This is a genomic window from Roseateles amylovorans (genome assembly GCF_025398155.2).
Classification (GTDB): Bacteria; Pseudomonadota; Gammaproteobacteria; order Burkholderiales; family Burkholderiaceae_C; genus Roseateles; species Roseateles amylovorans.
Genome location: NZ_CP104562.2, coordinates 3,745,599 through 3,767,943, shown reverse-complemented (window position 1 = coordinate 3,767,943; position 22,345 = coordinate 3,745,599). Strand labels below are relative to the sequence as shown.

Genomic DNA, 22,345 nt, shown 5'->3' with positions numbered 1-22,345 from the left:
GCGCGTCCATCAGGTCGCGGACAGCACGTCCAGCAACTCGCCTTCGATCTGCAGTTGCAGGCGATTTTGCTGCAGCGCGGCGCCGTCGAGCAGGAAGGTATCTTCCACCCGCTCGCCCAGCGTGGAGACCTTGGCGAGCTGCAGGTTGATCTCGTGACGCGCCAGCACCCGGGCGATGCCGTAGAGCAGCCCGGCGCGGTCGGTCGCGCTGACCGACAGCAGCCAGCGCTGGGCGCGCTCATCGGGCCGCAAGGCAATCCGCGGCGTGAAGGGGAAGCTCTTCACCCGACGAGACAAGCGCCCCCTGCGCGGTTCCGGCAGCGGCCCCTGGGCGATCAAGGCCAGCCCGAGCTTGGATTCGACCAGCGCGGTCAGGTCGCGATGATGCAGGTCCAACTCCGGCGCGATGACCTGGAAGGTATCCAGCGCATAGCCGCTGCGGGTGGTGTGCACCTTGGCGTCCAGGATGTTGAAGCCGGCGCTGTCGAAATAGCCGCAGGTCCGCGCGAACAGGTCACGCTGGTCGCGGGCATACACCAGCACCTGCAATCCCTCACCGAGCGGCGAGGGCCGTGCCCGTACCACCGGCTCGGTGCTTTCGACATGCCGCCACAGCGCCCGCGCATGCCAGGCCAGGTCCTGCGCGTCATGCCGGGCGAAGTAGCTGAGGTCCAGCGTCTTCCACAGCGCATCCTCGGTGCCCGGCAGTTGCGCCAGCAGCGCCAGCGCGTGGCGGGCCTCGGTCTTGCGGGCCTCGATTTCCGCATCCATGTTGGGCTTGGCGCCACCGAGCGCGCGCAGCGTCAGCCGGTAGAGGTCCTCCAGCAGCTTGCCCTTCCAGGCGTTCCACACCTTCGGTCCGGTGCCGCGGATGTCGGCCACGGTGAGCAGATACAGCGCGGTCAGATGCCGCTCGTCCTTCACCAGCGCGGTGAAGTGCTGGATGACCTCGGGGTCGGAGAGATCTTCCTTCTGCGCCACGCGCGACATCGTCAGATGCTGCTCGACCAGGAATTCCACCAGCGCCGCATCTTCCTTCGACAGCTCGTGGGCGCGGCAGAAGCGGCGGGCCTCGATCGCGCCGAGGTCGGAGTGGTCACCGCCTCGTCCCTTGGCAATGTCATGGAAGAGGGCGGCGATGTAGAGCACCGACGGCCGATCGAACTGCGCGGCGAGCTGCGAGCAGAACGGATATTCGTGGTTGTGCTCCGGAATGAAGAAGCGCCGGATGTTGCGCAGCACCATCAGGATGTGCTGGTCCACCGTGTAGACGTGGAACAGGTCGTGCTGCATCTGGCCGACGATGCGCCGGAACACCCACAGATAGCGCCCCAGGACCGAGGTCTGGTTCATCAGTCGGAAGGCATGGGTCTGGCCCTGCGGTTCCTCCAGGATGCGCATGAAGGTTGCGCGGTTGGCGGGGTCGCGGCGGAAGGCGCTGTTCATCAGCCCGCGCGCGTTGTAGAGCGCGCGCAGGGTCTTCGCCGACAGACCCTTGATGCCGGGCGTCTGCTGGTAGATCAGGAAGGTTTCGAGGATCGCATGCGGATGGCGCTGGTAGAGATCGTCGCTGGCGATCTCCAGCATGCCGGAGCGCTCCAGGAAATGCGCGCTGACCGGCTGCAGGCCGTTGTCCCGCGTGCCGTTGATCTGGTCTTCCAGGTTGAGCAGCGTGATCTGGTTGAGCTGGGTCACCGCCTTGGCGGCCCAGTAGTAGCGCCGCATCAGGCGCTCGGAGGCGCGCAGCGTGCGGGTGGACTCATAGCCGAAGCTCTCGGCCACGGCCGTCTGAAGGTCGAAGACGAGCCGGTCTTCGCGGCGTCCCGCCACCAGGTGCAGCCGGCAGCGGATCAGCCGCAGCAGACCTTCGTTGCGCTGCAGCTGATGGGCCTCGAACGGCGTGATCAGGCCCTTGGTGGCCAGTTGCGGCCAGGTCTTGCCCAGCCCGGCACCCCGCGCGATCCACACCAGCACCTGCAGATCGCGCAGACCGCCGGGGCTTTCCTTGATGTTGGGCTCCAGCGCGTAGGGCGTCTCTTCGTACTTGTTGTGGCGCTGCCGCATCTCGAGCGTCTTGGCTCGCATGAAGGCGCGCGGGTCCATCGCCTGGCAGAAGGCCTTGTCGAACTGCTTGACCAGCGGCTTGGCGCCGGCGAGCCAGCGCGACTCCAGCAGGGCGGTCTGGATGGTGACGTCGCCCGCCGCTTCGTTGAGGCATTCCTCGACGGTGCGGACCGAGGAGCCGATCTCCAGACCGATGTCCCAGCAGGCGGTGATGAAGGATTCGATCGAGCGCTTCAGCGGCCCGGGCTGTTCGGGCGTCAAACCTTGCGGCAGCAGCAGCAGGACATCGACATCCGAATGCGGAAACAGCTCGCCTCGCCCATAGCCGCCCACCGCCACCAGGGCGGCTTCGGGTGTCACGGCGGACAGGCCGGAATGGCTCCAGAGCTGCTGCAGCGTGGCGTCCACATGCCGCGCCAGCAAGCGCATCAGCCGCGTGGCGGCGGACACGGTCGCCTTGGATTGGGCGAAGTCCTGCAGCAGTTGCTGCTTGCCGGCCTTGAATTGCTGACGCAGGTCAGCAATGGACATGGCAGCGGCATCGGCCGCGGAGATCATCCCGGCCACCTCATCGGACGGCGGCGCGTTCATGGCCTCAGGCCTGAGCGGTTTGCGGCAGGATGAACGCCGGCGGCGCGGGCGTGCCGGCCGACTGGGTCAGGATCTCGTAGCCGGTGTCGGTGACCAGCACGGTGTGTTCCCACTGGGCCGACAGCGAACGGTCCTTGGTCACGATGGTCCAGCCGTCGCCCATTTCACGGATCTCGCGGCGGCCGGCGTTGATCATCGGCTCGATGGTGAACACCATGCCGGGGACCAGTTCCTCCAGCGTGCCGGGGCGGCCGTAATGCAGCACCTGCGGCTCTTCGTGGAACTTCTGGCCGATGCCATGGCCGCAGAACTCGCGCACCACGCTGAAGCCGGCGTTCTCGGCGAAGGTCTGGATGGCGTGGCCGATGTCGCCCAGGCGCACACCCGGCTTGACCTTCTGGATGCCCTTCCACATGGCGTCGTAGGTGAAGCTGCACAGGCGCTTGGCGGCGATGCCGCCGTCGCCGACGACGAACATGCGGCTGGTGTCGCCGTGCCAGCCGTCCTTGATGACGGTGACATCGATGTTGACGATGTCGCCGTTCTTCAGCGGCCGGTCATTCGGAATGCCGTGGCACACCTGATGGTTGATCGAGGTGCAGATCGACTTGGGATAGGGCGTGTAGCCCGGGGGCTGGTAGTGCAGCGGGGCCGGAATGGCCTGCTGCACGTTCACGATGTAGTCGTGCGCCAGCTTGTCGAGGTGTTCGGTGCTGACGCCCGGCTTGACGTGCGGGGTCAGCATGTCCAGCACCTCGGAAGCCAGGCGTCCGGCGATGCGCATGGCGTCAATGTCGGCGCCGGTCTTGATCGTGATCGTCATAAGGCCGGCATTTTAGGCGCTCGCCCGAGTCCGCGCTGAGCTTGGGGCTCGGACAGTGCCAATTGCCGCACTCGGGGCCACCCCTGAGTCGCCGTTGAGTCGCCGTTGAGTCGCGGTTGGACCGCCGTTGCGCCGCCCGACAGCCGCCGTTGCGCCCAACTTCGGCCGCCCTTGAGCCGAAGTCGGACCACCTGCCGGCTTCATGCCGATGTCATGCCGACGTCACTCGGCCCAGCTCACTCGGCCCAGGTCACCACGCCGGTGAACGCGGTCACCAGCACCACGATGCCGAAGGCAATCCGATACCAGGCGAACGGTACGAAGCTGTGGCTGGCGATGTAGCGCAGCAGCCAGCGCACGCAGATCCACGCGCTGACGAACGAGAAGAACAGGCCGACGGCGAACAGCGGGATGTCGCCGGTCGACAGCACCGAGCGTTCCTTGTAGAGGCTGTACAGGCCGGCGCCAATCAGCGTCGGAATGGCCAGGAAGAAGCTGAAATCGGTGGCCGCCTTGCGCGACAGGCCCAGCAGCATGCCGCCGATGATGGTCGCCCCCGACCGGCTGGTGCCCGGGATCATGGCGATGCACTGCACCAGGCCGACCTTGAGGGCGTCCAGCGGCGTCATCTCGTCCACATCCTGGATGCGCACCGCACTCTGCGGCCGGCGCTCGGCCCAGAGGATGATCACGCCGCCGATGATGAAGGTGCTGGCCACCACGATCGGGGTGAACAGATGTTCCTTGATCGCCTTGCCGAACAGCAGTCCCAGCACGACCGCCGGCAGGAAACCGATCAGCACATTGATGACGAAGCGGCGCGCCCGCACGTCATTGCCCAGGCCGGCGGCGGTGTCTCGCAGCCGTTGCCAGTAGACGATGATGACCGCCAGGATCGCGCCGGTCTGGATGGCGATGTCGAAGACCTTGCCGCGGGCGTCCTCGAAACCGCCCAGCAGCGCACCGGCCAGGATGAGGTGACCGGTCGAGGAGATCGGCAGGAATTCGGTCAGGCCTTCGACGATCCCCATGATCGCGGCCTTGATCAACAGCACAGTGTCCAAAACGTCGGCTCCAAGAGCGGCGCCTCGCTCGGGTCCGGAGGCAGCCGGCCGGGATGATAGCCGTGACAGGCGTCACGTTTGGTGCGGTGCAGCACCCTGGGCAAGGGGGCGTGCGGATCCCGTCTTCACCGGATCTTCAGGTTGTGACGGGATGCGTCTGGGAGCACCGCCTCGCGGAACGGATGGCTTGCCCGCCGGCAGGGGCGCGGCTACAGTACTGACCGGTTAGTCAGTACGAGCCCGCTCTTCATGCCCCGCGCCCCCATTCCAGCCCCGATGCGGCAACGTCGCAAGGAAGCCCGTCCGCAGGAACTGCTGGACGCGGCGCTGGCGCTGTTCGTCGAGAAGGGCTTCGCCGCCACGCGCTCGGAAGAGGTGGCCGCACGCGCCGGCGTGTCCAAGGGCACGCTCTACCTGTATTACCCGTCCAAGGAAGAGCTGTTCAAGGCGGTGGTGCGCGAATCCATCGGCACCAAGATCGCCGAGGGCGTCGAGGAGTTGGGCAAGCACCAGGGGTCGATGGCCGACCTGGTCGCCTGGATGCTGCGCGAATGGTGGGAGCGCATGGGCCTGACCCCCGCCGGCGGCATCCACAAGATCATGCTGAGCGAGGCCCGCAACTTTCCCGAGCTGGCGAAGTTCTATGACGACGAGGTCATCGTGCCGAGCTGTGCGCTGCTGGCGGAGGTCGTGCGGCGGGGCGTCGCCAGCGGTGAGTTTCGCGAGGTGGATCCGGACACGGCGGTGATGGTGCTGATCGGGCCGGTCCTGCATCTGGTGCTGCACCAGCATTCGCTCGGTGCCTGCGGAATCGACGCCGGACCCAAGCCGGAAGCCGGCAAGGTGCTGGAACTTCAGCTCGAACTGATGTTCGAGGGACTTCTCAATCGCCCGCGCGGGGAGCGGACCCCCGCCTTCAAGGGACAACCATCCGCCTAGAATGTCGCCCGCATCGGTGCGCCATGGGGCCGCCAGAGGACTGAACATGAATTTCGAACAAGCTCGCTTCAACATGATCGAACAGCAGATCCGCCCCTGGGATGTGCTGGACACCTCGGTGCTGGCCCTGCTGGCGGTGGTCAAGCGCGAGGATTTCGTGCCTGCGGCCTACCGCAACATGGCCTTCACCGACGTCGAGCTGCCGCTGGCCGGTGGTCGGCGCATGGTGCCGCCGCGGGTGGAAGCCCGCTGGATGCAGGAACTGCAGGTGCAGCGCCATGAGAAAGTGCTGGAGATCGGCACCGGCAGCGGCTACATGGCCGCGCTGCTGGGCCACAAGGCGCAGCAGGTCTACACCGTCGAACCCGATCCGCAACTGGCGGCCCAGGCCCGCGACGCGCTGCGCCGCGCCGGCGTGCTGAACGTGACCGTGGTCGATGGCGACGGCGTGGCCGGTCTGCCGGCCGAGGCCCCGTTCGATGTGGTGCTGCTGTCCGGCTCGGTGGACGAGGTGCCTCAGGCGCTGCTGGACCAGGTCAAGGTTGGTGGACGACTGGGCGCGATCGTCGGCAGCGAACCGGCCATGGAAGCCCGCATCATCCGCCGCACCGGCGAGCGCGAGTTCCAGCGTGAAGACCTGTTCGAGACGGTCGTGCAGCGCCTGGCAGGGTTTGCCCCGGCGTCGACCTTCCACTTCTGATCCCCGCGATGCGTGAGCTGAGTGTCCGGGAGGTGGCCGCGCTGGCCGGGCAGCAGCCGCAGGCGCTGCTGCTGGATGTGCGCGAGCCCTGGGAGGTGGCGCTCGCCCGCATCGAGGTGCCGGGTCTGGCCTGGCTGCATGTGCCGATGGGCGATATTCCCGCGCGCATGCAGGAATTGGAGCCCGAGCAGCCTGTCGCGGTTTATTGCCATCACGGCATGCGAAGTCTGCAGGTCGTCGCATTTCTTTCGCGACAGGGGTTCGATGTCGTCTATAACCTCGCCGGCGGTATCGATGCCTGGTCGCGGGAGATCGACCCGACGGTGCCGCGCTACTGATCTCGTCAATGCCCTGATACCCACTGCGTCGCGTCGAGCCGATGAAGCCCGCGCACGCACATCAAACAGATAAGAGGAAGCCTCATGGCCGCTGATCGCCGTACGTCTCCGACCTTCCGCCTGCCGCGGTTCACGCTGCTGGTGGCCGCCCTGGGCCTGGCCGGCGCGGCCCAGGCCCAGAGCCTGCAAGAGCTGTACGACGCGGCGCGCGCCTATGACGCCACCTACCTCGCCGCCCGCGCGTTGGCGGACTCGGCCCAGTACCGCTACGGCCAGGCGTTCGCCCTGGAGCGACCCACCGTCGGCGTGGGCGCCAGCGCCACCCGCACCGAAACCGACCCGCCCGGCAGCGTGCCGCGTGACCGCTACGGCAGCACGGTGACCAATGTCGGCCTGACGGCCAAGTATGCGGTCTTCAATCGCGGCAACAGCGTCACCATCGAACAGTCGCGCCTGAATGTCGACGTCTCGCAGTCCGACCTGGAATCGGCGGAACAGGACCTGATCGTGCGCGTCGCGCAGGCGTATTTCGATGTGCTGGCCGCGCAGGATGCGCTGGGCACCTCGCGCGCCAACAAGGCGGCCATCGCCGAGCAACTGGCCTCGGCCAAGCGCAACTTCGAGGTCGGCACCGCCACCATCACCGACACCCGCGAAGCGCAGGCCCGCTTTGACCTGGCCACCGCCCAGGAACTGGCGGCGGACAACGATCTGCGGGTGAAGGGCGTGACGCTGGACCAACTGGTCGGCCGCGTGGGCGTTCAGCCCAAGCCGCTGGCCGCGCCGGTGGCGCTGCCGCCGGTGGTGCCGTCGTCGGTCGATGTCTGGGTCAGCCAGGCCGAGGGCAATCACCCGGTCATCCGCAAGGCGCGTCTGGGCCTGGATGTGGCGCGGCTGGAGATCGACAAGGCCAAGTCGGCCCGTCTGCCCACCGTCGACCTGACCGGCAACCTCGGCGCCCAGCGCCAGACCGGCACCGGCCTGACCTACACCGGCAACACGCCCAGCGCGAGCGTGGCGGTGGCCCTGAACATGCCGATCTACAGCGGCGGCGCCATCACCAATCGCATCAAGGAAACCGTCTCGCTGGAAGAGAAGTCCCGCAATGACCTGGACTTCGCCCGTCGCAGCGTGGAGGAGGGCACCAAGCGCGCCTTCTTCGGTGTGCAGTCGTTGCAGGCCCAGGTGAAGGCCTATGAGGCCGCGGAAGCGTCGACCAAGCTGGCCCTGGAGGCCACGCAACTCGGCTACAAGGTGGGTGTGCGGGTCAACCTGGATGTGCTGAATGCCCAGACCCAGCTCTACACCACCCAGCGCGACCTGGCCAAGGCCCGCTATGACGTGCTGGTCAACGGCCTCAAGCTGCGCCAAGCGTCGGGCCAACTCCGCCCTGAAGACGTCACCGCGGTGAATACGCTGCTGGCGCCGTGAGCGCCGGCCGGGTCGGTAGATGCATCGGCTGATCCGCGGGCTGATCTGATCCTTCACGGCGCCCCTCTCGGGCGCCGTTCACATTCTGACTTTGTGTCGCCAAGTGTGACTGGCGGGCGCTCCCGGGGACAGGTGTTGACACCTCTCGCCCTGTGTCGCCAAGTTGCTCGGCGACAATCGATGCCATGCTGTACGTGATTTCTCCCGCCAAGTCCCTGGACTACGACACGCCGACGCCGCCGGAGGTGGCCGCACTGGCGGCGCGTCCGCAGTTCGTGCCCCAGGCGGCCGAGCTGATCGAGATCCTCAAGATCAAGCGCCAGGCGGACATCGCCGGATTGATGGACATCTCCGACGCACTCGCCTCGCTGAACCTGGCGCGGTATGAGGCCTGGTCCCCGCGCTTCACCGAGCTCAACAGCAAGCCCGCCGTGCTGGCGTTCAATGGTGATGTCTATGACGGGCTGCAGGCCAGCTCGCTCAGCCTGGACGATCTGCAATGGGCGCAGCAGCATCTGGCGATCCTGTCCGGGTTGTACGGGGTGCTGCGTCCGCTGGATCGCCTGCAGCCGTACCGGCTGGAAATGGGCACCTCGCTGGCCAATCCGAAGGGCCGCAACCTCTATGCCTACTGGGGCGACACGATCGCGGAGCATCTGAACGAGCGCAGCGCCCAGTTGCAGACGCCGGTGATCGTCAACCTGGCATCGCAGGAATACTTCAAGGCGGCGGCGCGTCCGGCGCTCAAGCCGCGGGTGATCGACTGCCAGTTCGAGGACTGGAAGGGCGGTCGCTACAAGATCATCAGTTTCTTCGCCAAGCGGGCCCGCGGCCTGATGGCGCGTTATGCAATCCAGCATCGTCTCCAGACCCCGGCGGCGCTGCAGGATTTCGACCTGGACGGCTACGCTTACGCGCCGGATGCCAGCGAACCCGATCGGCTGGTGTTCCGCCGCCGTGTGTCGGATTGAGATCAGGGGCTTTTCATGAGCAGCTCACAACACCTCACAACCGAACTGCGCCAGTGGATCACGGCGCAGCTGCGCAACGGCATCACCCGCGAAGCGCTCTACCAGGCCATGCTGAGCAGCGGCTGGCAGGCTGATCTGGCCCGTCAGGCGCTGGAAGAGCAAAGCGAGGAGGCACCGCCTTCCGTCAGCCTGTCGCTGCCGGCGCTCCAGGAGCCACAGGTGGCGATTCCGGCCGGCAGCTTGCCGGAGCCCGATCTGGGTGATGGTCGCTCGGTGCTGTTGCCCGATGGCCACCGGGTGCAGGTGCTGACGACCCTGCAGCGGCCTCGGGTGGTGGTCTTCGGTGGTCTGCTGACCGAAGAAGAGTGCGATGCGGTGGTGGCGGCCGGACGGGTGCGTCTGGCGCGATCGGAAACGGTGGCCGCGCAGAAGGAGGGCAGCGAAGTCAATGCGGCCCGCACCAGCGAAGGCATGTTCTTCGAGCGTGGCGAGAACGAGGTGGTGCAGCGCATCGAGGCCCGTATCGCGGCCTTGCTGCGTTGGCCGCTGCGCAACGGCGAAGGGCTGCAGGTGCTGCGCTACCGGGTCGGTGCCGAGTACCAGCCGCATTACGACTATTTCGATCCCCGTCATGCCAGCAGCAAGGCCATTCTGGAGCGTGGTGGCCAGCGGGTGGCTACGCTGGTGATGTACCTGAACACGCCCACCCGCGGCGGCGCCACCGTGTTCCCTGACGTCAAGCTCGATGTGATGGCACAAAAGGGCAATGCGGTCTTCTTCAGCTACGACCGGCCCGAGCCCGGCACGCTCACCCTGCACGGTGGCGCGCCGGTGCTGGAGGGGGAGAAGTGGGTCGCGACCAAGTGGCTGCGCGAGGGCGAGTTCATCTGAGCATGGATCTGTGTGCTGTTTGGCGGACACTGACCCGCATCCTGGCCTCACCGGCGCGCGGGCGCGGTTGCTGAGGTCGGCCCCGCCGTAGGCTGTCTTCATCCCGTGGAGATCGCTTGCGATCGCACGTTCTGCTGGCGCTCGCCGTGGCGCTTATCTTGTCGAGGTTCACCATGAAATCGTTGATCGCCGCCAAGCGTGCCGCCCTGATGGGCCTTGTGATGAGTGCTTCGTTCGCGCTGGTTGCACCCGCTCAGGCGCGCATGCAGACGGCCGCGCCTGCGGCTCAGTCGGAACAGGCGCCCGCGGTGGCCGGCAAGAAGGCTGCCAAGAAGAAGCCGGCAAAGGTGGCGAAGAAGTCGTCGACAGCCAAGAAATCCGCAGCCAAGAAGTCGGGCGCGAAGAAGGCGCCCCAGCATGCGAAGAAGGGTGCGGGCAAGTCCGGCGCGCAAGCCACGCACGCCTCGGCGGCCAAGGTGGCGAAGAAGCGCAGCCCGGTGCATCGCCTGTCGGCCTGAGTCACGCAACGAGTCGCGCCACAAGCGCTTGGCCACGAGCGTCCGCGCTCTTCTACAAGCGCTACGTGACACGCGCTACGCGACAAGCGACAAGCGACACGCGCCAGCCGACATGCGCTGAGCGACATGCGCGGAGATACATGCGCTGAGTCAAAAGCCCAGACAACAAAAAGGCAGCCTCTCGGGCTGCCTTTTTTGCGTCATCCGCCGGAGCGGTGGGCGCTGCTGCCGGAGGCAGCGGGATGCTTGATGCGGTCTTGATCGATTCTGAGCTGGCTGTCGGGGCTGACGTCGCTGCGGACTGCAACGGTGTGGCCAGGCCCGGACGGCAGTGGGGGTGCTTCAGGGCGCCCCGACCGGCTCACGCCTTCCGATGGGGGAGGCTCGGGACATCAGACGCGCTTGCGGTATTCGTGGGTGCGGGTGTCGATTTCGATGTTGTCGCCCTGAGCCACGAAGATGGGCACGGGGATTTCGAAACCGGTGGCGATCTTGGCAGGCTTGAGCACCTTGCCCGAGGTGTCGCCCTTGACGGCCGGCTCGGTCCAGGTCACTTCACGCACGACGCTGGTCGGCAGCTCGACGGAGATGGCCTTGCCGTCGTAGAACACCACTTCAACTTCCATGCCGTCTTGCAGGTAGTTGATGGCGTCGCCCATGTTCTCGGCTTCCACCTCGAACTGGTTGTACTCGGTGTCCATGAACACATACATCGGGTCGGCGAAGTAGGTGTAGGTGCACTCCTTCTTCTCCAGGATGATCTGGTCCATCTTGTCGTCGGCCTTGAAGACGACTTCCGTGCCCGAGTTGTTCAGCAGGCTCTTCAGCTTCATGCGCACGGTGGCGGCATTACGGCCACCGCGGCTGTATTCGGTCTTCAGCACGACCATGGGGTCCTTGCCGTGCATGATCACGTTGCCGGCGCGAATTTCTTGAGCGATCTTCATGATGATTCCGGGAAAGAGTCCGGGGACAGTCACTGGATCAGAACTGTTCCGGCAGTGGCGCGTCCCACGATGTTGTCGCGGTCGATCCGTCTGGATCGACCCGCCAAAGTGAGTCCGTCAGGATGGGTCGGTCTGGACCGATCTTCCCGGGGGATCGCGGCGAGCGCGGTTTCCCTGGGAGTCGACCTCTGGATCTCGACCCGTCTGGCTGACGCAGGATTGCTTCAAGCGGGACGCGAAAAGCCGCGCATTCTAGCCCGAAACCCCAGCCTCGCGCGAAACGAACGCCTTCAGTTCACTGACCAGGTCGGACTGCGCGCCCAATCCGGCACGCCAGCGTTCGGCGTGCGCGGTCAGCTCAGGCCATCGGTGCAGCGCCTGTTCGGCCTCCTCCGACCACGGCGCGAGCCCGTTCCAGGCGCGGGACAGTGCAGACCAGCTTTCTCGCAGCGCAGGCGGCTCGAGCGCCAATTCGGTCGCCAGGAAGGCCTCCAGCTTGGCGCTGTGGGCGCCGTCGTCCTGGAAATAGATCTGCCAGAGCATCGGGCGACCCGCCCACTGGGCCCGAACGAAGGAGTCTTCGCCGCGCACCAGGTTCAGATCGCAGGACCAGAGCAGCCGGTCGTAGTCCGCCTGGCTGAGGTAGGGCAGCGCCAGGGCCCGCTGGCCTTCGCGCAGCAGCGGCGGCACGGCCTGCTGAGCGGCGCCGGGGCACATAAGCAACAGCCAGCGATCGCCTTGCCGGTCCAGTGCGTCCAGGAATTCGGCCCAGGGCGCATGCGGGTAGGCAAACAGGCTCAGCACCCGTTCGCCCGGGGCGGGCGCCCAGCCGCGCGTCGCCAGCCAGCGGTGCGGCTCATGTGCCTGCGCGGCGTCCAGGAGCGCCGGCTCCCGGAGCAGGCCGCCGGTGCGTTCATTGAAACCGGGGTAGAAGAACCATTTGTCCAAGCCTTTTCCGGGGCCGGACATTTGCGGCGACCGCAGGCCGTGGCTGCGCTCGACATAGTCCTCCGCGCTCAGGTATTCGAGGTTGATCCAGACCGGCGCCGTCGACCGGGCCGCCATCGCGCTGACGAAGGCCGGTGGCAGCTCGCAGCCGAAGGTTTCGATGACGACGTCGCCTGGCGCGGCGGTGTCCGCCTGCGTCCATGGCCGGCAGCTGAGTCCGGGCACGGGATCAGGCTGCATCCAGGCCAGTGCGGACAGATCGTCGCACCACAGCCGCACCGACTCGCCCCGCTGCGCCAAGTCGCGGCCCAGGCGCAGGCTCACGCCGATGTCGCCGTGGTTGTCGATGACGCGGCAGAAGAGATCCCACTCGCGCGGGGTGGCCGGTCCCACCGAGGTGGGTGCGGGCGAGGGCAGGTCGTTGATGGGGCCAGTCGGGCGATGAGGATGGGCAGGCACGGAATGGGCGGATGACGCTGAGGTGAGGAGACGGTGCGAAGCGCGGGTGGCGGGTGGCGGGTGGCGGGTGCAGCGAGGGGCACTGGCAGCTTGCCGAGGTGGCACCGGCCAGCGCGCCCGAGCGCGATGTGTGGATGGCACCATCAGCCACCTCGCTGGCCGGGCGATTATCCGGCGGCACAATTCCGGCCATGAGCAACATCCCAGCCGACACCCCGAGCCAGGTGCCGGAGTTTCCGTCCGCTGCTGACGATCTCCCCGCCGGAACCGTCGGCCCGTCCGACACCGAAGCGCAGCCCATCGACCATGCCGACGCCTGGAATGCGCAGAGCGACGCCATCGAGGCCGCTGAAGGTCGGCGCGTGGCCGACATGGAGTCGGCCGCGCGGGCGGCGCGCGACCGGGTGCTGGCCGAGGTCGCCGCACTGCCGCAACTGCCGGGCGTCTACCGGTATTTCGATGCGCAGGATCATGTGCTGTATGTCGGCAAGGCGAAGAACCTGCGCAAGCGGGTGTCCAGCTATTTCCAGAAGGATCATGGCGGCACCCGCATCGGCATGATGGTGGCCCGCATCGCGCGGCTGGAAACCACGGTCGTGCGGACCGAAGCCGAAGCGCTGCTGCTTGAGAACAACCTGATCAAGGCACTGAACCCGCGGTTCAACATCCTGTTCCGGGACGACAAGAGCTATCCCTACATGCGCCTGTCCAGTCATGCCTGGCCGCGCATCAGCTACTACCGCGGTGCGGTCGATCGTCGCCATCGCTACTTCGGCCCGTTCCCGACGGCCTGGGCGGTGAAGGAGTCGATCCAACTGATCCAGAAGGTCTTCCATCTGCGCACCTGCGAAGACACCGTCTTCAACAACCGCAGTCGGCCGTGTCTGCTGTATCAGATCCGTCGATGCTCCGGCCCGTGCGTGCCGGAGGGGCAGACCGACGACTACCGCCGCAACGTCAGCAACGCGGAGCGTTTCCTGCTGGGGGAGACTCAGGAGGTGATGGATGGGCTGCAGGCGCAGATGATGGCCCACGCCGAACGGATGCAGTACGAGCAGGCGGCCGAGCTGCGCAACCAGATCGTGTCCCTGTCCAAGGTGCTGCAGCAGCAGGCTGTGGATGAGAACAGCGCGACCGGGCGTGACCGGGATGTCGACATCCTGGCGGTGAAGCTGCAGGGCGGTCGGGCCTGTGTCAATCTGGCCATGGTGCGCGGCGGGCGTCATCTGGGCGATCGGGCCTATTTCCCCAAGCATGTGGAGGATGGGACGGCCGTCCAGTTGATCGATGACGACGATCTGCCCATGCCGGAGGCCACCGCAGAGGAGCAGTCCACCGGGCTCGCCGATGGCTCCGAAGCCGGCGAGCGAGCGGAGTTGGCTGACGCTGCGGAACGCGCTGCTGGCGCTGGTGGCGCTGATGGCGCTGATGGCGCTGATGGCGCCGAGGGTGCCCGAAGCGTGGAGGGCGCAGATACCGCCGGTGCCGCCGATGGCGCCGGCGAAGCGCTGGACGCGCAGGCCCAACCGGCCGCAGCGCCTGCGCAGACTGGGCGGGCAGCGCGGCCGCAGCGGCCCAGCCCGGAGCGCCAGGTGCTGGAGGCCTTCATTGCGCAGCACTATCTGGAGGCGCCGGTGCCGTCGTTGCTGGTGCTGACCGATGCAGTGGATCCAGCCTTGTCCGAAGCGCTGAGCCTGCAGGCCGGCTACCGGGTGACCACCCAGGCCCAGCCGCGAGGGCAGCGCCGCATCTGGCAGGAGATGTGTGCCAAGGGCGCCGAGCTGGCGCTGGCCCGTCTGCTGTCCGAAGAGGGTTCTCAGCAGGCCCGCACCCGTGCGCTGGTCGATGCGCTGGACCTGAGCGTGGCGGAACTGGACAAGTTCCGCATCGAATGTTTTGACATCAGCCACACCGCAGGCGAGGCGACACAGGCCTCGTGTGTGGTGTTCGAGGGGCACCAGATGCAGAGCAGCCAATACCGGCGGTTCAACATCGAGGGCATCACCGGCGGGGACGACTACGCGGCCATGCGTCAGGTGCTGACACGCCGTTACAGCAAGATGGCGGAGGCGGCTCAGAATGGGACGGGTCGGTTGCCGGACCTGGTGCTGGTGGACGGCGGCAAGGGTCAGGTGTCGATGGCGCGCGAGGTGTTCGAGGAACTGGGCCTGGACCTGAGCCTCATCGCGGGCGTCGAGAAAGGCGAGGGCCGCAAGGTCGGCCTGGAAGAGCTGGTGTTCGCCGATGGTCGCGAAAAAGTCTATCTGGGTCGCGACTCCGCCGCGCTGATGCTGGTGGCGCAGATCCGGGACGAGGCTCACCGCTTCGCCATCACCGGCATGCGGGCGAAGCGGGCGTCGGTGAGAACCGGCGGCTCGCGGCTGGAGGATGTGCCGGGCGTGGGGCCGAAGAAGCGGGCGCAGTTGCTGCAGCGCTTTGGCGGTGTGCGCGGCGTGGCCGGGGCCAGTGTGGAAGAGCTGTGCAGTGTGAAGGGCATCTCCCGCGAACTGGCGGAGGAGATCTACCGTGCGCTGCATTGATCCATGTGGCGGGGTGGCCGCAATGCGGGTGCGGACGGCGTGGCGGGGATCGATGCCGGGCGCGCCGTCGCTGCCGATGTCAGGTGAATGGATTTCAACAAGGATCAGGACATGTCGACACCCATCCGGGGTCTGAAGGGCGCGCCGATGGCGCGCAGCGGTCGATGGGCGGCCCGGTTGGGCCTGAGTCTGCTTCTGGCGGGCTGCGGCAACCAGGCGCCGCGTGCACCCGCGGCGCCCGAGCCGGCTGCCGAGCCGGTGCGTCCCAGCGCGCCTCGTCCGGCGCCGGCGCCGGATCTGGCATCCGGAAGCCGTGGTGGCGCGGGGGCCGGAGGGGCGGCGCCGATGCGGTCGCTCGGCGCACCGCTGCCGGTCAGCACCCATGAGGCGCTGCGGCGGCAGGCGGCGCAACGCCTGGTCGCCGCCAACCCGGATCGCATCTACATGGGCGAGGTGCCGGCGGTGCTGCTGGCGATCCCGGTGCTGGAGATCGAGCTCAACCGAGACGGTTCGGTCAAACACATTCGGGTGCTGCGTCGGCCTGGTCAGGCGGTGGACACCATCGATCTGGCCATCGCCGCCGTGCACAAGGCCGCGCCGTTCGGCGACGTGAGCCGGCTGCCTCATCCGTGGAAGTTCAACGAGGTCTTCCTGTTCAACGACGATCGCCGGTTCAAGCCGCGCACCCTTGACGAGTGAGGGTCGTCGCGGAGCGGCCTGAGAACTGCCTCGCGGAGGCGCCGCCGATGGGGTCCGCAAGGGGCGTCCCCAATCCAGCGATCCGGTGGCACGGGCTTGCCAAGCGACGTGCGACGAACGGCTTCATCGGGTTGACATCCGCCCGACTGATGCGAGGAAAGCGGCGTGACTCGGCGCATGATGGGGACCTCGTCGCTCGCGAGCGGGAGTCCGGAGGTTCCGGGCCACTGATTCAGAGGCGAAACCGCATAAAAAGGTGGGCACAATGCCGTCCATGTTTCTGACGCTGCCTACCTTGCTGACCTGGGCCCGCATCGTGGCCATCCCGCTGATCGTCGGGGTGTTCCATCTGCAGATGTCCCCCGCCCATCAGAACCTGCTGGCCACGGTGTTGTTCATCACTGTCGCGCTGACCGACTGGGCGGACGGTTATCTGGCACGCAAGCTCAACCAGACCTCGTCCTTCGGCGCCTTCCTGGATCCGGTGGCGGACAAGTTCCTGGTGTGTGCCGCGCTGCTGGTGTTGCTGGAGCAGCAGCGCGTCGATGCGCTGGTGGCGCTGGTGATCGTGGGGCGCGAGATCGCGATCTCTGCGCTGCGCGAATGGATGGCGCAGATCGGTGCGTCGCGGTCGGTGGCGGTCCACATGCTGGGCAAGCTCAAGACCACGGTGCAGATGGTGGCCATCCCGTTCCTGCTGTATGACGGCGTGCTGTTCGGTTGGGTGAACACCCGGCTGTGGGGCACCTGGCTGATCTACCTCGCCGCGGTGCTGACCATCTGGTCGATGGTGTACTACCTGCAGAAGGCGCTGCCCGAGATCCGGGCAAAGGTGCGCTGAGCCTGCGGGCGGTCCGTTCATCTCGGGCTGCATCGCGTCGTTCGGCGGCGAGCGCTGTCGCTCGGGCGACTGGCGCGCATGTCCCGGCTATCGGGACTTCTCCCTGATCGGGCGAGCGGGTGAATCCGTCTAGAATCCGCTTCCCGCGCCGCTCGGGATGTCGTCGGGCTTTGATCGATGAGATGTCGGCGGCGCGACCGGTTCGGTGGTGATGGCCGCCTGGGCGGTGGGCCGTCGCGGTGAAATCAAAGAGGGGGTACCTTCGTGAACAAGTCCGAATTGATCGAGCACATCGCCAAGCAGGCAGACATCTCCAAAGCCGCTGCCGGGCGTGCGCTGGAGGCTGTGATCGGCGGCGTGAAAACCACGCTCAAGAAAAACGGCTCCGTGTCGCTGGTGGGCTTCGGTACCTTCAGCGTCTCCGAGCGGGCGGCCCGCAGCGGACGCAATCCTCAGACGGGCGATGCGATCAAGATCAAGGCGGCGAAGGTGCCCAAGTTTCGTCCGGGCAAGGCCTTGAAGGATGCGGTCAACGGAGGATCGAAGCGCGGTGGTGAGCAGGGCGGCGCGTCAAAGCGTTGATCTGAACGCCTCCGCCACGCGGTGATGCGAAGGCCGAAGCCAATCGGTCTGGGGTGCCACCGCTGAGGGACCCGACCTCGGAGAGGTTCCTCGAATGTGTCCACGGGCATCTTGAGTGTCCGTGCGCTGGCCCAGCGACATGGGTGGTTGTACAGAATTCCTCGGGCGCTTAGCTCAGTTGGTAGAGCGGCTCCTTTACACGGAGTAGGTCGGCGGTTCGAGACCGTCAGCGCCCACCATTCCCGAGGCTAGAATGCCGCAGCTCAAAGGCGAACCCAGGTTCGCCTTTGTCGCATGTGATGTCATCTGTGATGCCGCCGGCAAGCGGGCTCCCTGGGAGCGCCGCCACCGGGCTCGGCTGCCGTGTCCACCTGAGGTTGTTGATGTTTGATTTCGTACGCAAGCACACCCGGCTGTTCCAGTTCGTGCTGTTGATCCTGATCCTGCCTTCCTTCGTGCTGCTGGGTGTCGAGGGTTACAGCCGTTTCCTGGACGGCAGCAATGCCGCCGTGGCGAAGGTCGATGGCCACAACATCACCCAGGCCGAATGGGATGTGGCCCAGCGTCAGCAGGTGGACCGCATGCGCGCCCAGATGCCGACGGTCGACGCCAAGCTGTTCGACTCGCCGGAAGTGCGCAAGAACGTGCTGGACAACCTGGTGCGCGAGAAGGTGCTGCAGGCGGTGGTCCGCAACGAGCATCGCACCGTCACCGATGAGCAGCTGATCAACCTGATTCGCAACGACCCGCAGTTCGCGGTGCTCCGGGGTCCGGACGGCAAGCTCAATGTCGCGCTGCTGGCGGCCCAGGGCATGACGGCCGACAGCTTCCTGGCCCGTCTGCGCCAGGACATCCAGAACAACCAGGTGCTGGCGCCGATCACCGAAAGCGCGCTGGCCTCGCAGGCCAGTGCCAATCTGGCCTTCGACGCCTTCCTCCAGCAGCGTGAGCTGCAGTTCCAGCGTTTCGACGCCAAGGACTTCACCGCCAGCCTGAAGCCCAGCGACGCCGACCTGGAAGCCTTCTACAAGGATTCGAAGGTCTCCGCCGCCTACCAGCTGCAGGAATCGGCCCAGATCGAGTACGTGATGCTGGACGCCAGCGCGCTGCAGGCCGGGCTGACCGTCAAGCCGGAAGATGTCCGCAAGTTCTATGACGACAAGGCCAACCAGGCGCGCTTCTCGCTGCCGGAAGAGCGTCGTGCCAGCCACATCCTGATCAAGGCCGGTGACGGCATGACGGCCGATGCCAAGGCCAAGGCCAAGGCACGCGCGGAGGCCCTGCTGGCGGAAGCCAAGAAGAATCCGGCCGGATTCGCGGAACTGGCTCGCAAGAACTCCGAAGACGAAGGCTCGGCCGCCCGCGGCGGCGACCTGGACTTCTTCGGTCGTGGCGCGATGGTCAAACCGTTCGAGGATGCTGCCTACGCGCTGAAGCAGGGTGAGATCAGCGAGTTGGTGCAGAGCGACTTCGGCTATCACATCATTCAACTGACCGCGGTGCGCGGCGGCGGCGTGCGCCCGTTCGAGTCGGTGCGCCCGGAGATTGAGGCCGAGCTGCGCAAGCAAGACGCCCAGAAGCGTTACGCCGAAATGGCTGAAGACTTCAACAACACCGTCTATGAGCAGAGCGACAGCCTGCGTCCGGTGGCTGAGAAGTTCAAGCTGACCGTCCAGAAGGCCACCGTGCAGCGCAAGCCGGCCGCTGACGCCACCGGGCCGCTGGCCTCGGCCAAGCTGCTGGACGCGGTGTTCAGCTCGGATGCGCTGAACAACAAGCGCAACACGCCGGCCGTCGAAACTGGCGCCAGCCAAATGGTGTCGGCCCGTGTGGTGTCGCACCAGGCAGCGCGTGTGCCGGCGCTGGCAGACGTCAAGGACAAGGTCGCGGCGCAATGGATGCGTCAGCATGCTTCGGAGGCGGCCGTGAAGGCCGGCCAGCAGCGCCTGGCCGATCTGAAGAAGAGCGGTGGCGTCGAGGGATTGGGTGAGGCGATCGTCGTGTCGCGTGCCAAGCCGGGCAACCTGCCGCAGAAGGCGCTGGTGGAAGTGATGCGCGCCGACGTGAGCAAGCTGCCGGCCTATGTCGGTGTGGATGCCGGTGAGGGCGCCTACCTGGTGGTGCGCATCGGCAAGCTGCTGCCGCGTGATCCGGCGGTGGTCGATGCCAAGCGGGCATCCGACCAATACGCCCAACTGTGGTCCGCGGCGGAAGCGCAGGCCTATTACGGCGCGCTGAAGACGCAATACAAAGCCACGGTGAAGCCGTCGGCATTGAAGGCGGCGGACGCGGCATCAGCTGCAACGAATTGATGGCCAGGCGCCGCTGAGGCGCTTGGCTGAATGGCCTGATCGGTCGCGCACGGCTTCATTGAAGCGGTGGGTCGGCCGGTCATTGAGAAGCGGCATGGTGATGAGAATGCCGCGAATGAAAAAAGATTCAGAAAGTACTTCCCAACAAGAGGAAAGTTGGCCATAATCTAAGGCTTCTCCGGTGGCTATAGCTCAGTTGGTAGAGTCCCAGATTGTGATTCTGGTTGTCGTGGGTTCGAGTCCCATTAGCCACCCCACCGAATAAGGAAACGCCGACAAGACGAAAGTCTTGTCGGCGTTTTTCTTTGTGCGTCGGGAGACGCTTTGAACCCATTGCCGCTGCCGCTCTGTCGAGACGGGGACGGGGACGGATACGGATACGGATACGGACCGGGGACAGCCAAGACGGACCGCATTGCCGGCAACGATCTGCGCTTTGGAGCGGTCGTCATCTCCTCATCCTCAGACCGTCAAGTTCTGCATTGCCGCATTGCCGCATTGCCGCGTTGTCAGCAGCGAAGCGTTGGGCCAGTCGAGCATCCCTCCCGGATGCCCCTGGAATCGGGTATGCGCGGCACTGGCGCGCGATTGGTGGCCTTTCCGCGGCTCACAATCGATTCATGTGCAACCTGTACCACATGAGCCCGAAGGACGACTTCGAGATCTACGTCCGCCGGCACATCGGCAAGCTGTGGCTGCCCGAAGTGGTGGATGACCGGGTCGGCGCTGGACGCGTCGCATCGCCGGTAGTGATCAAGCCGACGGTGGGGCCTTTCGATACCGGCTTCTTTCTCCGCGCGGTCGTGCAGGGCGGCCGTCTGGGGGTGAAAGGTGAATGGGGGCAATGGGGCTTGATCCGGCCGGGCGCGCCGTCTCGACGCGACATGGTCCAGCCGAAGGCTGTCCCCGGAAAGAAGACGCCGGCCCCGCGCCCGCGCAGCACCAACAACGCACGCGCCGAAACCGTCGCCACGTTGCCGACGTTTCGGGAGGCCTGGCGCAGCGGGCGACGGTGCCTGATTCCGGCCAGTTGGTACCAGGAGCCGAATTGGGAGACAGGGCGCAACCGCTGGTGGCAACTGCGTCGTGCCGACGGGCTGCCGTGGATGCTGGCCGGCCTCTGGAACGAATGGATCGACCCGGTCACCGGCGAGCTCGTTCCCAGCTACACCCTGCTGACCTGCAATTGCGACGACCATCCGCTGCTGCGGCGTCTGCATCGACCTGACCCCAAGCTGCCCCCGCAGGCGCAGGACAAGCGCGCCGTGATCCACATCGAGCCCCAGGATTGGATGGCTTGGATGGGCGGCGACGAGGCCCATGCGCGCGCGCTGATGCACCCGCCGCCGGCCGAGTTCTTCGACCTTTCTGATGCGCAGGCCACGGATGCTCTGCTTCGCGAGCGCGTGTTTGCGTCGCCCGATGACCTTCCCGATCACCTTTCCGATGACGGCCGATAAGACGCCATGGTCGACCGCGAGGCGCTCGACCGTGCGCCGGCCGCTGCCGTTGGACGCGCCGTGATCGCTTCCGATGTTCGGCGCCCTGAAGCGGTAGTAGAGTGCCGTCCTGACTTTGACCCTCAACCAGGACTGACCCATGCCAAAAGGCGAACAACGCAACGACAAGGCCAACAAGAAGCCGAAGAAGGACACTGGCTCCAAGGAAAGCACCTCGTCCTCGGTCTCCACACGCCCTGTGGCTCCCATGACCGCCGTCATGCCCAAGGGCAAGCTGAAGAACAAGCCGGGTTGATCGCCGGGCGAGCTGACCCGGGCCCGCGAGGACTCAGGGGCCTTGGGTCAGCACCGCACCGTCAGCGCTGAGATTCGCATCCGCCAGTGGGCGGAACACGCTTGCGCGCTTCGCAGCGGCTCAGACAAGGCCCTGTTTGCTCGCCAGCACGGCCGCTTCGGCCCGGCTGGAGACATTCAGCTTCTTGTAGATCGACTTGATGTGGTCGTTCACCGTGAACCACTTGATGCCCATCAGGTTGGCGATTTCCTTGATGGTGAAGCCCTTGCTGAGGTAGGTCAGCACCTCGTTCTCGCGAGGGGTCAGCCGTTCCCATTCGGGCAGCGGCTCCAGCGTGACGCCCCGCGTGCTGGGCGAGGCGCTGGAGGTGAGGGTGCCAAAGCCGGAATTCAGACCCATCGGACCGGAATCCCCGCTGGATCCGGGTCGGAAGTGCGACAGCAAGCGCCGCGCGATCGCCGGTGACAGCGGCGGCTGGCCGCGCACGATGCGCTGCAGCTCCTCCACCAGCACTTCAAATCGGTCTTCCTTCAGCAGGTAGCCGTCCGCACCGCGTTGCAGGGCGGGGAAGAGGTGATCGTCATCCGAATAGAGCGTGGTGACGATCTTGACCGCCGGCTTGTTGGCCAGCTCTCCCAGGAACTCCATGCCGTTGCCGTCGGGCAGCTCCAGGTCGACCAGGATGAGCTTGAAGCCGCTTCCCGGCCCACCTTCGGCCTCGACCTTGGCCAAATGGCGACGTGCGCCTTCGAGGTCGCCGGCTTCGGTGATCTCCATGCCGTCGCTGAAACTCTCGCGCACGACCCGGCACAGGAAGCTCCGGGCTACCGGGTTGTCTTCGACGATAAGTACTTTGACGGCCATGGTGTGGAGAAGCAAAAGCTTCTGCATCCTAGCAAAGGGCCGTCACCTTGCATGCCCCGCGAAGAAGG

At 66.2% G+C, this 22,345-nt stretch carries 20 protein-coding genes and 2 tRNA genes; 16 read left to right on the top strand and 6 right to left on the bottom strand.

The annotated features are described in order from the left end of the window. Positions 1–9: 9 nt before the first annotated feature. The 3 genes from N4261_RS15575 to N4261_RS15565 all read right to left on the bottom strand — a co-directional run bounded on the left by N4261_RS15575 (position 10) and on the right by N4261_RS15565 (position 4,542). Entirely contained in the window at positions 10–2,622 is a 2,613-nt protein-coding gene (locus tag N4261_RS15575) for a [protein-PII] uridylyltransferase (protein WP_261760725.1), read from the bottom strand. 37 nt (positions 2,623–2,659) lie between these two features. Continuing rightward, on the bottom strand, positions 2,660–3,478 hold the full coding sequence (gene map, locus N4261_RS15570) for a type I methionyl aminopeptidase (RefSeq protein ID WP_261756203.1): 819 nt from the start codon (positions 3,476–3,478) through the stop codon (positions 2,660–2,662). Between the two features lie 236 nt (positions 3,479–3,714). Next, on the bottom strand, positions 3,715–4,542 hold the full coding sequence (locus N4261_RS15565; RefSeq protein ID WP_261756202.1) for an undecaprenyl-diphosphate phosphatase: 828 nt from the start codon (positions 4,540–4,542) through the stop codon (positions 3,715–3,717). 249 nt (positions 4,543–4,791) lie between these two features. Between N4261_RS15565 and N4261_RS15560 the strand changes: the two genes are divergently transcribed. The 7 genes from N4261_RS15560 to N4261_RS15530 all read left to right on the top strand — a co-directional run bounded on the left by N4261_RS15560 (position 4,792) and on the right by N4261_RS15530 (position 10,330). Further along, a complete protein-coding gene (locus N4261_RS15560) occupies positions 4,792–5,481 on the top strand; it encodes a TetR/AcrR family transcriptional regulator (RefSeq protein ID WP_261756201.1) in 690 nt (229 codons plus the stop codon). Between the two features lie 46 nt (positions 5,482–5,527). Further along, positions 5,528–6,181 carry a protein-L-isoaspartate O-methyltransferase family protein gene (locus N4261_RS15555; protein ID WP_261756200.1) on the top strand — a complete coding sequence of 218 codons (654 nt, stop codon included), beginning with the start codon at positions 5,528–5,530 and terminating at the stop codon, positions 6,179–6,181. Between the two features lie 8 nt (positions 6,182–6,189). Then, a complete protein-coding gene (locus tag N4261_RS15550; RefSeq protein WP_261756199.1) occupies positions 6,190–6,519 on the top strand; it encodes a rhodanese-like domain-containing protein in 330 nt (109 codons plus the stop codon). An 84-nt stretch (positions 6,520–6,603) separates the two neighbouring features. Continuing rightward, positions 6,604–7,950, top strand: coding sequence for a TolC family outer membrane protein (locus N4261_RS15545; protein ID WP_261756198.1), 1,347 nt, complete (start codon positions 6,604–6,606; stop codon positions 7,948–7,950). A 185-nt stretch (positions 7,951–8,135) separates the two neighbouring features. Then, a complete protein-coding gene (gene yaaA / locus N4261_RS15540) occupies positions 8,136–8,921 on the top strand; it encodes a peroxide stress protein YaaA (RefSeq protein ID WP_261756197.1) in 786 nt (261 codons plus the stop codon). A gap of 15 nt (positions 8,922–8,936) precedes the next feature. Continuing rightward, positions 8,937–9,812, top strand: a complete 876-nt coding sequence (locus N4261_RS15535; RefSeq protein WP_261756196.1) for a 2OG-Fe(II) oxygenase — start codon at positions 8,937–8,939, stop codon at positions 9,810–9,812. A gap of 173 nt (positions 9,813–9,985) precedes the next feature. After that, positions 9,986–10,330, top strand: a complete 345-nt coding sequence (locus tag N4261_RS15530; RefSeq protein WP_261756195.1) for a hypothetical protein — start codon at positions 9,986–9,988, stop codon at positions 10,328–10,330. A gap of 392 nt (positions 10,331–10,722) precedes the next feature. Here N4261_RS15530 and efp read toward each other — a convergent pair whose 3' ends face one another. Together efp and earP are read right to left on the bottom strand one after the other, a co-directional pair. Then, positions 10,723–11,277, bottom strand: coding sequence for an elongation factor P (gene efp / locus N4261_RS15525; protein ID WP_261756194.1), 555 nt, complete (start codon positions 11,275–11,277; stop codon positions 10,723–10,725). Positions 11,278–11,529: 252 nt separating this feature from the next. After that, positions 11,530–12,684: an elongation factor P maturation arginine rhamnosyltransferase EarP gene (gene earP, locus N4261_RS15520; protein ID WP_354005369.1), complete on the bottom strand. Its 1,155-nt coding sequence runs from the start codon at positions 12,682–12,684 to the stop codon at positions 11,530–11,532. 371 nt (positions 12,685–13,055) lie between these two features. On the opposite strand from earP, the gene uvrC reads away from it, so the two are divergent. The 9 genes from uvrC to N4261_RS15475 all read left to right on the top strand — a co-directional run bounded on the left by uvrC (position 13,056) and on the right by N4261_RS15475 (position 21,413). After that, entirely contained in the window at positions 13,056–15,224 is a 2,169-nt protein-coding gene (gene uvrC / locus N4261_RS15515; protein ID WP_261760723.1) for an excinuclease ABC subunit UvrC, read from the top strand. 111 nt (positions 15,225–15,335) lie between these two features. Next, positions 15,336–15,923: a hypothetical protein gene (locus N4261_RS15510; RefSeq protein ID WP_261756193.1), complete on the top strand. Its 588-nt coding sequence runs from the start codon at positions 15,336–15,338 to the stop codon at positions 15,921–15,923. A gap of 274 nt (positions 15,924–16,197) precedes the next feature. After that, positions 16,198–16,764, top strand: a complete 567-nt coding sequence (gene pgsA / locus N4261_RS15505) for a CDP-diacylglycerol--glycerol-3-phosphate 3-phosphatidyltransferase (RefSeq protein ID WP_261760722.1) — start codon at positions 16,198–16,200, stop codon at positions 16,762–16,764. Between the two features lie 264 nt (positions 16,765–17,028). Then, positions 17,029–17,346 (top strand): HU family DNA-binding protein, encoded by a 318-nt coding sequence (locus N4261_RS15500; protein WP_261756192.1) that lies wholly within the window; start codon positions 17,029–17,031, stop codon positions 17,344–17,346. A 163-nt stretch (positions 17,347–17,509) separates the two neighbouring features. Further along, positions 17,510–17,585, top strand: a tRNA-Val gene (locus N4261_RS15495). A gap of 144 nt (positions 17,586–17,729) precedes the next feature. Beyond that, the gene (locus N4261_RS15490; RefSeq protein WP_261756191.1) at positions 17,730–19,658 is read left to right on the top strand and encodes a SurA N-terminal domain-containing protein; all 1,929 of its coding nucleotides are present in this window, start codon (positions 17,730–17,732) and stop codon (positions 19,656–19,658) included. A gap of 181 nt (positions 19,659–19,839) precedes the next feature. Beyond that, positions 19,840–19,915, top strand: a tRNA-His gene (locus N4261_RS15485). A 225-nt stretch (positions 19,916–20,140) separates the two neighbouring features. After that, positions 20,141–21,118, top strand: coding sequence for an SOS response-associated peptidase (locus N4261_RS15480; protein WP_261756190.1), 978 nt, complete (start codon positions 20,141–20,143; stop codon positions 21,116–21,118). Positions 21,119–21,257: 139 nt separating this feature from the next. Continuing rightward, the gene (locus tag N4261_RS15475; RefSeq protein WP_261756189.1) at positions 21,258–21,413 is read left to right on the top strand and encodes a hypothetical protein; all 156 of its coding nucleotides are present in this window, start codon (positions 21,258–21,260) and stop codon (positions 21,411–21,413) included. Between the two features lie 120 nt (positions 21,414–21,533). On the opposite strand, the gene N4261_RS15470 is transcribed toward N4261_RS15475, so the two are convergent. After that, positions 21,534–22,277, bottom strand: a complete 744-nt coding sequence (locus N4261_RS15470; RefSeq protein WP_261756188.1) for a LuxR C-terminal-related transcriptional regulator — start codon at positions 22,275–22,277, stop codon at positions 21,534–21,536. Positions 22,278–22,345: the final 68 nt, after the last annotated feature.

Excerpts from the sequence above, each read along its gene's own strand:
- N4261_RS15535 (WP_261756196.1), top strand. The coding sequence starts at position 8,937 with ATGAGCAGCTCACAACACCTCACAACCGAACTGCGCCAGTGGATCACG.
- uvrC (WP_261760723.1), top strand. The coding sequence starts at position 13,056 with ATGGAGTCGGCCGCGCGGGCGGCGCGCGACCGGGTGCTGGCCGAGGTC.
- N4261_RS15530 (WP_261756195.1), top strand. The coding sequence starts at position 9,986 with ATGAAATCGTTGATCGCCGCCAAGCGTGCCGCCCTGATGGGCCTTGTG.
- yaaA (WP_261756197.1), top strand. The coding sequence starts at position 8,136 with ATGCTGTACGTGATTTCTCCCGCCAAGTCCCTGGACTACGACACGCCG.
- N4261_RS15475 (WP_261756189.1), top strand. The coding sequence starts at position 21,258 with ATGCCAAAAGGCGAACAACGCAACGACAAGGCCAACAAGAAGCCGAAG.
- map (WP_261756203.1), bottom strand. The coding sequence starts at position 3,478 with ATGACGATCACGATCAAGACCGGCGCCGACATTGACGCCATGCGCATC.
- pgsA (WP_261760722.1), top strand. The coding sequence starts at position 16,198 with ATGTTTCTGACGCTGCCTACCTTGCTGACCTGGGCCCGCATCGTGGCC.
- N4261_RS15510 (WP_261756193.1), top strand. The coding sequence starts at position 15,336 with ATGTCGACACCCATCCGGGGTCTGAAGGGCGCGCCGATGGCGCGCAGC.
- N4261_RS15545 (WP_261756198.1), top strand. The coding sequence starts at position 6,604 with ATGGCCGCTGATCGCCGTACGTCTCCGACCTTCCGCCTGCCGCGGTTC.
- N4261_RS15555 (WP_261756200.1), top strand. The coding sequence starts at position 5,528 with ATGAATTTCGAACAAGCTCGCTTCAACATGATCGAACAGCAGATCCGC.
- N4261_RS15575 (WP_261760725.1), bottom strand. The coding sequence starts at position 2,622 with ATGATCTCCGCGGCCGATGCCGCTGCCATGTCCATTGCTGACCTGCGT.
- efp (WP_261756194.1), bottom strand. The coding sequence starts at position 11,277 with ATGAAGATCGCTCAAGAAATTCGCGCCGGCAACGTGATCATGCACGGC.
- N4261_RS15560 (WP_261756201.1), top strand. The coding sequence starts at position 4,792 with ATGCCCCGCGCCCCCATTCCAGCCCCGATGCGGCAACGTCGCAAGGAA.
- N4261_RS15490 (WP_261756191.1), top strand. The coding sequence starts at position 17,730 with ATGTTTGATTTCGTACGCAAGCACACCCGGCTGTTCCAGTTCGTGCTG.
- N4261_RS15550 (WP_261756199.1), top strand. The coding sequence starts at position 6,190 with ATGCGTGAGCTGAGTGTCCGGGAGGTGGCCGCGCTGGCCGGGCAGCAG.
- N4261_RS15470 (WP_261756188.1), bottom strand. The coding sequence starts at position 22,277 with ATGGCCGTCAAAGTACTTATCGTCGAAGACAACCCGGTAGCCCGGAGC.